The organism is Prevotella melaninogenica, assembly GCF_018128065.1.
Lineage (GTDB): Bacteria > Bacteroidota > Bacteroidia > Bacteroidales > Bacteroidaceae > Prevotella.
Genome location: NZ_CP072360.1, coordinates 778,136 through 791,084, shown reverse-complemented (window position 1 = coordinate 791,084; position 12,949 = coordinate 778,136). Strand labels below are relative to the sequence as shown.

Sequence of the window (12,949 nt, the reverse complement as noted above, 5' to 3'; positions counted from 1 at the left end):
TATAGAAAACAAAAGCTTAGAAAACTTATTACTAAGTATTTCTAAGCTGAGAGTTGCGGGTGCAGGACTCGAACATGCGACCTCCAGGTTATGAGCCTGGCGAGCTACCAACTGCTCCAACCCGCGATATTAATTAAGACCAACTCATCTATGAACCAAAGTACATTTCTGAATTGCGTGTGCAAAGGTAGAAATTAATTACGAAACCACCAAGAAAATATACATTATTTAACAAACTATCCATTCCGCTTCTACTGCTTCTAAACTCTCTCTGCTACCATTACCATAGGTAACTCCACAGGTATGTGTACCAGCATTTCGCCCCATGAGAATATCAAACTCAGTATCACCAACAACAAGGGTTTCGTGAGCTTTGACATCAAAATGAGCCAAGGTGGCAAGTACTGCTTCGGCTGCTGGTTTCTTATTAACAACATCGTCTGCACCAATCAGATATGTAATATACTTCGATAGTCCCAAATCCTCTACAAGCAAGGCAAGAGAGTGATGACTGCGACTACTTGCTATTGACATCGCAACACCTTGTGATGAGAGGCGTTGAAGCATTCCAATGACACCAGAGAAAGGCTTAACAGCACCTGGAACATTCTTCACATTAAAGATGTCGCTATACACCTTGACGCATTCCTCAGCCTGCTCGTCAGTCATCGGGATAATAGACGTGAAGCATTTCTTTAGAGGTAAACCTATCGTTCGAGCACATTCCTCACGACTTCGCTTTGGGAGATTCAACTTCTCTATCGTTGCAAGCATCGTGTCAGTAATCAACTTTTGAGAGTCGCCAAGTGTCCCATCAAAGTCGAAAATGACAAGACGAATACCGGAAAGAATCTTCGGGTTAGAGAAAAGATCAGGACAATAACGAGGATTTTCGTCGTTACCGACCTCCTGCATATCACCCTTCACATGTTTTTTACGTTTAAAATAACCCTTCACTCGCTTGTAGCCTTCCGTACCAAGGATAGCAATACCGCCATACTGGAAACTCTTTGCCAGTCCGAAGAAAACAGTGAACAGTATGCCTTTCATCGCTGTTGACACAGGAAAAAAAACTTGCACGAAAGAAAGGAAATAAAAAGGAATGCACATCATGAGTACGATGGCACCTGTACGAAAAGATAGATTTTGGAGTTTACTTTTAACTGACATTTCTACACTCAGCTTTAATAATATTATTCATTGATAACAGGTAGACACAAGGTATATCATCAATTACCTCGTCTGACGTGAAAGAATAAAACAAGTTGTATACATCATTCCCCTTTTGTTCTCTCGTCATCTTATCACATGACACACAAAGAAGCTTCGTTCTAATAACAATTTCATTTTTCATACGTTCCTTGCTTGCTGGTGTGCTGCTATTGTTAGAATTCTTGATCAGGGTTTTCAGACTTAAACAAGCGTTCCCACAACTTCTCGTTTTCCTTATCTTTCTTGCAGATTTGCAGATTTAAATCTTCTATACTATGATTCAATTTAACTTTCTCTCCATGCTGCTGATTGATAGCCTCCCGCATCAGCCACATCTCTTTTGTCATGCCTTGTAATCCATTTGATATCTCCGCAACTTGCCCTTTCACAGGTGTAAAGATACGAAGATTATTTTAAACATGCAAGAAAAAACACTTCATTATAACCGTTTACAAGATTTTGGAGGAGAAACTATTAGATGTCCAATACTACTGAATAGCTACATCTGACATGTGCGTATCAAATCCTATTTGTACAATAAACATCTAATAGTTCAAGGAAAAAGGCTGTATTATTAAACTAATTTTATTATCTTTGTAGCTGTTTTTAACTTTATGATGATGAAGAAGTTATTTTCAACCTTACTTATCTTGTTGACAACATCGACAATACAGGCTCAATATCAAGAACCTGTACGACGCGACACGTCAAGGTTGCAGCCTTTCAAAGGCTTAGAATATAAGGTGGAAATGCAGGGGAGCCTTTCAAAGGGCAGAACCCCGCTTTGGCTCAATGCCAATAAATATGGACTTAGTTCGTTGGAAACAGTGAATGGCTACGTGCGTGGTGGGATAGAACGCCCATTGAGGACGGACGAGGGACGGAAGTTCGGCTTAGGTTATGGCTTAGACCTTGCGTTACCAATCAATTACACCAGTAAGGCTGTCATCCAGCAGGCATACGTTGAAGGACGATGGTTGCATGGAACACTGACCATTGGAGCAAAGGAAGAGCCGATGCAGTTGAAGGACAACGAGCTCAGCTCAGGCTCACAAACATTAGGGATCAACGCCCGTCCTATCCCACAAGTTCGATTGGCACTCTCAGACTATTGGACGTTGCCGTTTGCGAATGGCTGGTTACACTTAAAAGGTCACATTGCTTACGGCATGATGACCGACCAGAATTGGCAGCATGACTTCACCGCTAAGCAGTCGAAATATACGGATCGTGCACTCTATCACTCTAAAGCAGGCTATCTGAAAGTGGGAAATGAAGAGGTATTCTGTCCGTGGTCGCTTGAAATGGGATTAGAGATGGTTAGCATCTTCGGTGGCACATCCTACCTCCCTGACGGACATGGCGGTATGAATATCTCAGAAAATGGACGAGGATTGCGCGACTTTTGGCACGCCTTTCTCCCCGGTGGTGCTGATAATGGTGAGACAACCTACCAGAATGTGCAGGGCGACCAGTTAGGTAGCTGGGTGATGCGTGTCAACTATGATGGCGACTGGCATGGCTTTTCACTCTATGCTGATAAATTCTTTGAGGACCATTCAGCCATGCTTCAACTTGACTATGATGGTTATGGTGAGGGAAGTGAGTGGCAGAAGAAGAAACAGCGGCGTTATCTGCTCTATGATTTCAAAGACTGGATGTTAGGTTTCGAATATCGTTATAAACCTGACAATTGGCTGAACACCTTTGTTTTTGAATATCTTTACACAAAGTATCAGAGTGGTCCGATATACCATGACCATACGATGACGATAGCCGACCATATCGGTGGAAAAGACAACTACTATAACCATTATATTCTTCCAGGTTATCAGCATTGGGGACAGGCGATGGGAAATCCGCTCTATCGTTCACCTATTTACAATGAGGATGGCTCTATCTTCTTTGAGGATAACCGCTTTGTTGCACTCCATTTAGGCTTAGGCGGTCATCCCACAGAGCGTTTTAAGTGGCGTTTCCTTGGCACATGGCAGGAGGGGTTGGGAACCTACGAGAAGCCTTATACGAAGAGACGACATAACCTGAGTTTGATGGGAGAGGCTACTTACACACTACAGGGACAGAAAATTCCAACGTGGATGAGAGGTGTTGATATGCGCATGGGCATCGGTGCCGACTTTGGTTCTATCCTACGTGGCAACAACTACGGTATGCAGTTAACAATCACAAAACATGGTTTATTGGGAAAGCGGTAACCTCTTGATTAAGAATATATAAAGAATTGAAAATGAAACGAATAAATATATTATCCTTAGTCCTACCATTGCTGGCACTCCTCTTCGTCTCTTGTTCGCTGGAAACAGATAACGATGCAGGCAAAATGGAGGGAATGTGGCATCTTGTGAAGATAGAATCGATAACAACCGTTGCGAGTGAAGACTTGAGTGAGCAGGTTATCTTCTGGTCTTTTCAGGCGAAACTATTACAGATGGACGATAAAACGGGTATGCACAACAGTTATCTCTATCGCTTTCGTATTGGCGATAACCAACTAACATTGACATCTCCCTATCAATATGATCGTGAGAATGGTGACCGTCCGTTGACTGCTTATGAATCAACCTTGGGACTCTATGGAATCAAAAGCCTTACGCCAGTGTTCCGTATTGAAAAGTTAGACAGACGAAAGATGATATTGAATGATGATAGTGTTAGACTCTACTTTGATAAGTTTTAAACAAAGGCAATTACATCAGTCTTAACACTCAAAAGACATCAACCTACATCAAAAATGTAATTATTTTTCACAAGATCAAATTTAAAACATGCTCTTTTAGCTTTAAAAAGACGCCCAATTGGCTTGCAAAAGATGCTCTTTAAGGACCTTACTAACGCCCTTTAGGCCCCTTACTAAGCACCTTTTGAAACACAACCTTGTAAATTATTGATTACATGCAAGTTACAGCGGCACTTCCTTCAGTACTATTTAGAGCCTTTGAGGAGATTTTGGCCACATATTTTGTAAATATATTTCAGAGCAAGAAGATGAGATATTATCAGGAGAGAAATCAAGAATTGAGATAGTAAAAAAGCCTGCCACAACCATGCGACAGACTTTCAAACTAATACCTTATGCTTTTAACTTAAACGAGTTTTCAATACTTGCAATCTCAGCATGAAATCCCTTGTCAACTTTCAGTCGGTCTTCAATTTTAGAGCAACTGTGGATTACGGTGCTGTGGTCACGATTACCAACGAGTTTTCCGATACGGCTTGCAGGCATCTTAGTATATTTCTGTGCCATATACATACTCACCTGTCGTGCCATTACAATGTCTTTCTTACGCGAACGAGAGTTGACTGCCGTCATCGTAACATTAAAATGTGCACAAACCTTGTCCACAATATCATCAATGGTCAGCGGTTCGTCATCAACCTTCACGGCTCGTTTGATAACTCGTTCAGCCAATCGCATATCAATATTACTATTGTAAACAACGCTGTAAGCCAAGAGAGAGTTGATAACGCCCTGCAGGTCACGTACGCTACCATTAGCAGTCTCAGCGATGAAACGTACGACATCCTCTGGGATATTAAGTCCATCCCGCTTGATTTTACTATGAAGGATGTCCACACAAAGCTGTACGTTAGGCTTTTCTAACTCTGCTATCAATCCGCAAGAGAAACGTGTCAGCAGACGGTCGTTCATCCCCTTGAGGTCGACAGGTGGTCGGTCGCTGGCTAAGATGATTCGTTTTCCATTACGGAACAGGTGGTTAAAGATATGGAAGAAAGTGTCTTGCGTCTTCGTTGCTGTAACCCATTCCTGGATATCATCGACAATGAGAATATCAATTGTCTGATAGAAATTGATAAAATCGTTGGTAGTGTTTTGTCGTACAGAATCAGTGTACTGTACTTGGAAGAGTCGTGCAGAAACGTATAACACACGCTTTTGAGGATAGAGTTGCTTTGCTCTTAATCCGATGGCGTTGACGAGGTGGGTCTTACCACAGCCCGATGGTCCATAGATGAACATTGGGTTAAACTGTGTTGTGTTAGGATGTTCTGCGATAGAAAGACCGATAGAACGAGGAAGTTTGTTACTGTCGCCTTCAACATAGTTGCTGAATGACTTATGAGGGTCGAGCTGTGAATCAAGGTCCTGTGGCACCGTATCCAGCACCGTAGGGCTTTGATTGGCACGAGCAGTAGGACGTTGTGAAGAAATATCTTCAACGGTATCCTGCTCTAAGTCCTGCGAGAGATGGTTTTCCTGGTCAACCATTACGCGATACGTCAGTTGAACACCTTGTCCGAAGACACGCGTCAACACCTTACGCAGCAAGTCTACGTAATGTCCTTCCAAATACTCATAAACGAATTGGCTTGGGACCTGAACTAACAATGTCTTGGATGCCGGTTTGTAAGATTGTAATACAATCGGGCGAAACCAAGTATCAAATTGCTGCTCGGTCACATTCTCCTTTATGAGCTGGAGGCAACTATCCCAAAGATTTTTAGGACTGACGTTCATAATTGGTTGTCTATAATATCTATGTCTTTCTCGAAATAGTGGCAAGCCGTCTATCTCTGATTTATCTGATAGTGCAAAGATAGTAATTTATTTACAAAGATAACTATCTGTAAGATTATATATCAGACAATAGAGAGTTTGTAAAGTGCTATATCTGTGGACTTTGCACCAACCATCTTATTATCCTACGTTTACACTCGGTTGCGTAATTGTAAGTGTCTGAAAAACAATCTGTTTAACCTAACTTATGCCCTATTCAGCCTAAGAAGTGAAACAAATGCAGGGAAAGCGTAAAGAAGCTGATATTCAAACGGCTTCAAGACACTTTCCCTGTGTGTGAAACATCGTACGTTTTATTTAGACAATATTTAAATTACTTATCTTTTCTTCCAAAGAGAGAGAAGTGAACATAACGCTTAGGATGTGCTTTAAGATTTATCAAAAGACTATCTGCAGAACGCATTGTACTATTAAGATTATTGTACAAAGAGGCGTCATTTAGCATTAAGCCTATCGTACCCTCGTTGCTGTTCAACTTAGCTGTGAATGCCTGCATATTGTCTAAAGTTGAATTAACCTTAGCCAATGTTCCCTCTACATCCAGTCCGTCCACCTTATTATTAAGCGTTGCCATCATCGTATTTGCTCCACGAATCGCTCCACGAGCTTCCGTAATACCTCTATTGGCATTGACCATCACACCGTTGGCATTATCCATCGCCTTACCTGCCTTCGCCATCACAGGAGGGAGAGAGCCGTTAACCTGCGCCAACAAGGTATTTAACTCATGGGTTGAAGTAGTGAGGTCAGTAGTAATCTTGTCTATATTATGTAAAGAACTTTTTAAAGCTGGGTCAGCAAGAAGAGCATTTACACTACCAAGAATGCTATCCACCTTTGGCAACATCTTCTGGAAGGAAGGTACCATACTCTTTATATCACCTAAGGTACCATCGTTGATACTTCCGTCGATCCATCCGTTTTCCTTCAATATTTGGGCATTCTTGGCAAATTTTAGTTCGACTTTCACATTCCCCATGATATCGCTAATAATCTCAGCGGTACTTCCTTCTGGAATTCTCAGTGTTCTATCAACATCAATATCGACAGTAATCAACTCGCCCAACTTGTCATAATCATAATCAATATTCCTAACTATACCCACCTTGAAACCACGTGCGTAAACTGGAGTAGATTTAGACAAGCCCGTGATGTCATTGAACTTAATTTTATAATGTGCATCGTTCGAAAAGAGTGACAAGCCCTTTAAGAACTCCATTCCAAAGAACAACACAATAATTGCAAGTATAGCGACAACTGCAATCTTAACTTGTGGAGTAAAAACTTTCTTCATATCCGTTTTATTTACTTATTCTTTTTATTCTTAAGAAACTCTGTTATTGCCTGATTAACATCCATACGAGCACCACCTTTGTAGGCAATAATGAATGACTGTGGGAAGTCTTTCAACAGCTTACTGCGTAGTCGGGCTATCTCATTGTAATTCGTACTGGACCCTATCGTATATTTATAGAAGTTTCCTTCCTTCACACAATCAATATCTGTACGCCCACGAAACATTTCACTACCCGACCGCAACTGTCGATTAGAAGCAAGTATCTGCACCTTAAATACAGGCTGACTATTTTGAGATTGAGTTTGTGAGTCATTACAAGGGAGCAGTTCTCGAATAGCATCTGATATTCTTTTCTTCGCTTCTTGTACCTTATTCATTGGGCGAGGCTTCGGTGCTGGTACTGAAGAGCGAGGCTGCTCCACAGGAACAGTTGAACGATTTCTCTTTACAGGAGCCGTTGAACGAGGTCTTTCAACAGGCACAACAGAGCGTGGATTATCTGTTGGTGCCGCTGGAATAACGTGGTCAACGACGATACGTTTGTTTTCAGCAGGACGATAAGGAACGACGATACGGTTGTCATACTTATTCTTATATTGAACAAAAGCATTATAAATACCTTTTGCCATCGCATCAATACCTGCTGGAGAGTTCAGAAACTCCTCCTCATCGGCTGCCGTGATAAAGCCTAACTCTATCAGGCAGCTCGGCATATAACTCTCACGTAGCACGAGGAAACCAGCCTGGTGAACCCCCTTATCAACACGTCCGGCAGAAGAACAGACCGAGTTCTGTATCATTCGTGCCAGTTCAACGCTCCGCTCCATATTTGAGTTCTGCATGAATTCAAACATGATATAACTCTCTGACGACTTTGGATCGAAGCCCTGATAAGTCTGCTGATAGCCTTTCTCCATCGAGATAACGCCATTCTCACGCATCGCAACATCAAGGTTGTCTTTCGCACGGTGCATACCTAAGGTATAGACCTGAAAGCCTTTGACATAACGACCCGATGCCACAGAGTTTGTATGCACAGAGATAAAGAGGTCGGCCTTTGCTTTATTGGCGATATCAGCACGTTGATGCAAAGGGATGAAGACATCATTCTTACGCGTGTAAATGACATTTACGTCAGGCATATTCTGCTCTACATAACGACCAAAGGCCAAAGCTACATTCAAGTTGATATCCTTCTCTCTTGATATTGCCCCAATAGCACCGACATCACGACCACCATGACCGGCATCAATCACCAGTGTGAAACGTCCATCTGAAGCCCATGACAATCCTACTGACAAGACTAAGAAAACAAAGAGAAGCGGTATTTTTTTTAACATACTTAAGCATTTAAAGGACAAAGATACGACTTTTCGTTGGGAAATCAAGACTCTAATCTTTGGTTTTATCATTTATTAAGTGTAATTCCACGCCTGCTCCGTCACTATCTGCACCCATTGGTGGATTTAGTTTCACGAGCTTTAAGTCGATACTACTTATCGTTGGAAAAGCCACACACAAGACTTCTACAATGGAGCCAGCAACTGACTCTAAGAGGCGGGCAGGTTGTTTCATTACCTCCCTAATGACATGAAACACCTCTGCATAGTTCAATGTGTCGGCGACATCATCGCTCTCCATTGCCTTTGTAAATGGATAACCTATCCGCAGGTCGACAACATACTCGTTACCAACAACACGTTCCTGCTCCCCTACTCCAATACGAGCATGAAAGTGGAGACCTTGCAGGAGTATGTAACTTGTCATTAATTTCATCATTCGTTAAGAGAAGCGAGAGCAAGACGAGCGACCTGCCCTCTGTTTTATTACTATCTTCCTGATAATCATTTAGCCACAACGTGAAGCTCCACAGTTGGTACAGATTAGACAGCCTTCCTGATAAACAAGGGTCTCTTGACCACAAACAGGACATTTCAAGCCTGACGCACTCGTACCATCACTAACGTATTTCTTCAAAGCTCGCTCAACACCATTCTTCCAGGTATTGATACTTTCATTCTTCAATTGTAGCGAGCCAACAAGTTTGATGACGTGATCGATTGGCATACGATAACGAAGCACACCTGAGATCAGCTTCGCATAGTTCCAATACTCTGGATTGAACTTCTCTGACAAGCCTTCAACAGTAGTCTTGTAACCACGCTTATTCTCGAACTGGAAGTCGTAACGATGACTTCCATCCTCAGCTGTCTGCTTGATAATCTTACCCTTCGTGACGCTCTTTGGAAGCGCAATCCCCTCTTCATCATCCTGCAAACCAGTAAAGATTTCGTAAGGATAACCGTCTAACAAGCCAACGAAAGCCACCCATTTCTCTTTATTATTTTGGAAACGAACAACGTCACATTCCAATTCTTTTGGACGAACCTCAATCACTTGTGGGCGGTTACTGAGATGTTCGTGGTGCTCCTCTGCTGAGTTTAGGTCTTTTATCTTCTCCTCATCAACAGGTTTTTCATCCTTCTTCTTATCCTTCTTAGACACAGAAATCATCACACCCGAACGACTACCATCACGATAGATAGTACAACCCTTACAGCCACTGCGCCACGCCTCCACATAGAGTTTATTGACCAACTCCTCATCAACTTGGTTAGGAAGGTTCACTGTCACAGAGATAGAATGGTCAACCCACTTCTGAATCTCGCCCTGCATGCGCACCTTCATCAGCCAATCAACGTCGTTGGCCGTTGCTTTATAATAAGGTGAACGCTTCACAAGCGCATCAATCTCTTCTTGACTGTATTTCTTCTGCGTGTCAATTCCGTTCACCTCCATCCAAGTCAAGAACTTACGGTGGTAAACAATGTACTCTTCAAAAGAATCGCCCACCTCATCGACGAAGTCTACGTGTACATCAGCATCATTTGGATTAACCTTACGACGACGCTTATAGACAGGCATGAAGACGGGTTCGATACCCGAAGTCGTCTGTGTCATCAGCGATGTCGTACCCGTTGGTGCAATCGTCAGACAGGCGATATTTCGACGACCATACTTCTTCATATCCTCATAAAGCTGACCATCAGCCTCCTTCAAACGAAGGATAAACGGATTTTTCTCTTCACGTTTCGCATCATAAATCTCGAAAGCTCCACGCTCCTGCGCCATAGTCACCGATGAGCGATAAGCGTTCAACGCCAATGTACGATGAATTCCTACCGAGAAGTCGGTTGCTTCCTGTGTACCATAACGTAAGCCCATGGCGGCAATCATATCGCCTTCAGCGGTGATACCAACACCCGTACGACGACCCTGGCAGCTCTTTTTCTTTATCTTCTCCCAAAGATGATACTCTGCATGCTTCACCTCATCATCCTGAGGATCCGCCTTTATCTTCGACATGATGAGGTCGATTTTCTCCATCTCAAGGTCAATGATGTCGTCCATCAAACGCTGTGCGAGTTGTGCATGACGCTTGAATAATTCCATATCGAAGCGGGCATGATCGGTGAACGGATCGATAACATAGGAATAGAGATTCAACGAAAGGAGTCGACAACTGTCGTAAGGACAGAGCGGAATCTCACCACAAGGGTTGGTTGAGACAGTCTGGAAGCCAAGGTCTGCATAACAGTCAGGGATGCTCTCACGGATAATCGTATCCCAGAACAAAACACCTGGCTCGGCACTCTTCCACGCATTGTGTACTATCTTTCCCCATAATTCTTTCGCAGAAACCTCCTTTGTAACACTTGGGTTATTGCTATCGATAGGGAACTGCTGCACATATTTCTTATCCTCAACGATAGCCTGCATGAACTCATCTGTAATCTTCACCGATACGTTGGCACCCGTCACCTTTCCTTCTTCCATCTTGGCATCAATGAAAGCCTCTGAATCAGGATGCTTGATACTTACGGAAAGCATCAAAGCACCACGACGACCGTCCTGCGCAACCTCACGTGTACTGTTGGAATAACGCTCCATAAAAGGAACAAGTCCTGTTGAGGTCAGGGCAGAATTATTCACTGGTGACCCTTTCGGGCGGATATGACTTAGATCGTGCCCCACGCCACCACGACGCTTCATCAGCTGTACCTGCTCTTCGTCAATGCGCATAATGGCACCATAGGAATCGGCATTACCTTCCAAACCGATGACGAAACAGTTGGAGAGGGAGGCTACCTGATAGTTATTACCAATACCTGTCATCGGACTACCAGCTGGAATAATATATCGGAAATGGTCCAAGAGCTCGAACACCTCCTGTGCCGTCAATGGATTTTTATAATTTTTCTCAATACGAGCAATCTCATTAGCAATGCGCCAATGCATCTGTTCTGGCGATTTCTCGTAGATATTTCCAAAGCTGTCCTTCATCGCATACTTGTTGACCCACACACGAGCAGCAAGTTCATCGCCACCGAAATAGGCTAAAGTTGCCTGATAGGCTTCATCAAATGAGTAGGTTTGGTTGGTTTCCATTATTGTCGTTTTAGAATTTTTTCGACTGCGAAGTTACGAATTGTTTTCCAAAATAGAAAACATTTACTTAACTTTGTAGCATCAAAATTATCTAAAATGGAAACCATCAATACAAGAAAGACTATAAGAAAATACACCAACAAAGATGTATCTGAGCCTTTATTAAGGACTTTATTGGAGAAAGCTGAACGTACACCAACAATGGGAAACCTGCAGCTTTATTCGGTTATCATCACACGTAATGCGAAAAAGAAGGCGCAACTCGCACCTGCTCATTTCAATCAGCCGATGGTGGAGGGTGCACCCGTAGTACTAACTTTCTGCGCAGACTTCCGTCGTACAACTCTCTGGGCGGAGAACCGTAAGGCAACACCTGGCTACGACAACCTCCTATCGTTCCTCAATGCTACTACAGATGCGCTGCTCTATTGTCAGACTTTCTGCAACCTTGCAGAAGAAGAAGGCTTGGGAACTTGCTTCTTGGGAACAACCATCTACAACTCTAAGACGATTATTGAAGTATTACAGCTTCCTCGCCTTGTAATGCCTGTCGCTACCATCACGCTCGGTTGGCCTGCTGAAGACCCTCCCCTCGTTGACCGTCTACCTATCGATAGCATCATCCACAACGAAACTTACAACGACTACACACCCGACCGCATCAATGCTTTCTATACACCAAAGGAGCAGCTGCCTGAAAACAAACACTTCGTTGAAATCAACAACAAAGAGACCCTCGCACAAGTCTTTACCGACCTACGTTACACGAAGGAGGCGAATGAGGCTATATCGAAGGAGTTGTTGGAGACGTTGAAAAAGCAATGGTAGCCTCACCCCCGCCCCTCCCCAATTGGAGAGGGGGAGTGAAAAGCGAGATACCCTTATATGTTCGTATATATTGGTTCTATAACGAATCGTGTGGGTAAATAGTTTTTTCTTGCCAGCGTCCCTATGCTTAATGGCTTTATGCTGAACAGAAGAAGACGGATTAATATACAAATATAAGGAGTTTGAGCTAATCAAACTTCTACATACCTCCTGTTTATTCTTAGTATTACAACGTTTTTCTCACATTTCATCCCCTGTTATCCATATAGCATAGTGAATTTAAGCCTCCGCACATGTGGTGTTAAGCCTCCACACCATATGTGCTAAGCATCCGCACCACATGTGCTAAACATCCGCACGACAGCAAATGATGGTAAACATTCACAAACATAGTATGGATTAAGACCTTAAAACATCCTATTCCGTTGACTAAAGAGTAAAACAACTGAATAAATAACTTCTTTCTATGAATACAGCAGATATTATTCTAATTGGGTCAAACAACCCACACGATTCGTTATAGAGCCAATATTTTAAAAACCTAACTCTTTCTTTATTATTATAAAGGGGCTATCTTTCGATATATTTTTGTATATCTATTCTCT

General features: G+C 42.7%; 10 protein-coding genes and 1 tRNA gene. 3 read left to right on the top strand and 8 right to left on the bottom strand.

Features of this window, described 5'->3' with window-relative positions; translation table 11 throughout:
• Nucleotides 1-53: 53 nt before the first annotated feature.
• The 3 genes from J5A56_RS09005 to J5A56_RS08995 all read right to left on the bottom strand — a co-directional run bounded on the left by J5A56_RS09005 (nucleotide 54) and on the right by J5A56_RS08995 (nucleotide 1,559).
• Nucleotides 54-126, bottom strand: a tRNA-Met gene (locus J5A56_RS09005).
• 102 nt (nucleotides 127-228) lie between these two features.
• Nucleotides 229-1,170, bottom strand: coding sequence for an HAD-IA family hydrolase (locus J5A56_RS09000; protein ID WP_021670944.1), 942 nt, complete (start codon nucleotides 1,168-1,170; stop codon nucleotides 229-231).
• Between the two features lie 215 nt (nucleotides 1,171-1,385).
• The gene (locus tag J5A56_RS08995; RefSeq protein ID WP_155945333.1) at nucleotides 1,386-1,559 is read right to left on the bottom strand and encodes a hypothetical protein; all 174 of its coding nucleotides are present in this window, start codon (nucleotides 1,557-1,559) and stop codon (nucleotides 1,386-1,388) included.
• 273 nt (nucleotides 1,560-1,832) lie between these two features.
• Between J5A56_RS08995 and J5A56_RS08990 the strand changes: the two genes are divergently transcribed.
• Nucleotides 1,833-3,428: a capsule assembly Wzi family protein gene (locus J5A56_RS08990; protein WP_036918864.1), complete on the top strand. Its 1,596-nt coding sequence runs from the start codon at nucleotides 1,833-1,835 to the stop codon at nucleotides 3,426-3,428.
• Between the two features lie 32 nt (nucleotides 3,429-3,460).
• On the top strand, nucleotides 3,461-3,910 hold the full coding sequence (locus tag J5A56_RS08985) for a lipocalin-like domain-containing protein (RefSeq protein WP_021670940.1): 450 nt from the start codon (nucleotides 3,461-3,463) through the stop codon (nucleotides 3,908-3,910).
• A gap of 393 nt (nucleotides 3,911-4,303) precedes the next feature.
• Here J5A56_RS08985 and dnaA read toward each other — a convergent pair whose 3' ends face one another.
• From dnaA to J5A56_RS08960, 5 genes are all read right to left on the bottom strand, one after another.
• The gene (gene dnaA, locus J5A56_RS08980; RefSeq protein ID WP_021670938.1) at nucleotides 4,304-5,710 is read right to left on the bottom strand and encodes a chromosomal replication initiator protein DnaA; all 1,407 of its coding nucleotides are present in this window, start codon (nucleotides 5,708-5,710) and stop codon (nucleotides 4,304-4,306) included.
• 373 nt (nucleotides 5,711-6,083) lie between these two features.
• Nucleotides 6,084-7,064 carry an MlaD family protein gene (locus J5A56_RS08975; protein ID WP_021670936.1) on the bottom strand — a complete coding sequence of 327 codons (981 nt, stop codon included), beginning with the start codon at nucleotides 7,062-7,064 and terminating at the stop codon, nucleotides 6,084-6,086.
• Between the two features lie 11 nt (nucleotides 7,065-7,075).
• Nucleotides 7,076-8,407 (bottom strand): N-acetylmuramoyl-L-alanine amidase family protein, encoded by a 1,332-nt coding sequence (locus J5A56_RS08970; RefSeq protein ID WP_036918859.1) that lies wholly within the window; start codon nucleotides 8,405-8,407, stop codon nucleotides 7,076-7,078.
• 52 nt (nucleotides 8,408-8,459) lie between these two features.
• The gene (gene folB / locus J5A56_RS08965; protein WP_036918857.1) at nucleotides 8,460-8,843 is read right to left on the bottom strand and encodes a dihydroneopterin aldolase; all 384 of its coding nucleotides are present in this window, start codon (nucleotides 8,841-8,843) and stop codon (nucleotides 8,460-8,462) included.
• Between the two features lie 72 nt (nucleotides 8,844-8,915).
• Nucleotides 8,916-11,516: an adenosylcobalamin-dependent ribonucleoside-diphosphate reductase gene (locus J5A56_RS08960; protein WP_021670933.1), complete on the bottom strand. Its 2,601-nt coding sequence runs from the start codon at nucleotides 11,514-11,516 to the stop codon at nucleotides 8,916-8,918.
• A gap of 96 nt (nucleotides 11,517-11,612) precedes the next feature.
• On the opposite strand from J5A56_RS08960, the gene J5A56_RS08955 reads away from it, so the two are divergent.
• The gene (locus J5A56_RS08955) at nucleotides 11,613-12,344 is read left to right on the top strand and encodes a nitroreductase family protein (protein WP_021670932.1); all 732 of its coding nucleotides are present in this window, start codon (nucleotides 11,613-11,615) and stop codon (nucleotides 12,342-12,344) included.
• The last annotated feature ends 605 nt before the right edge of the window (nucleotides 12,345-12,949 follow it).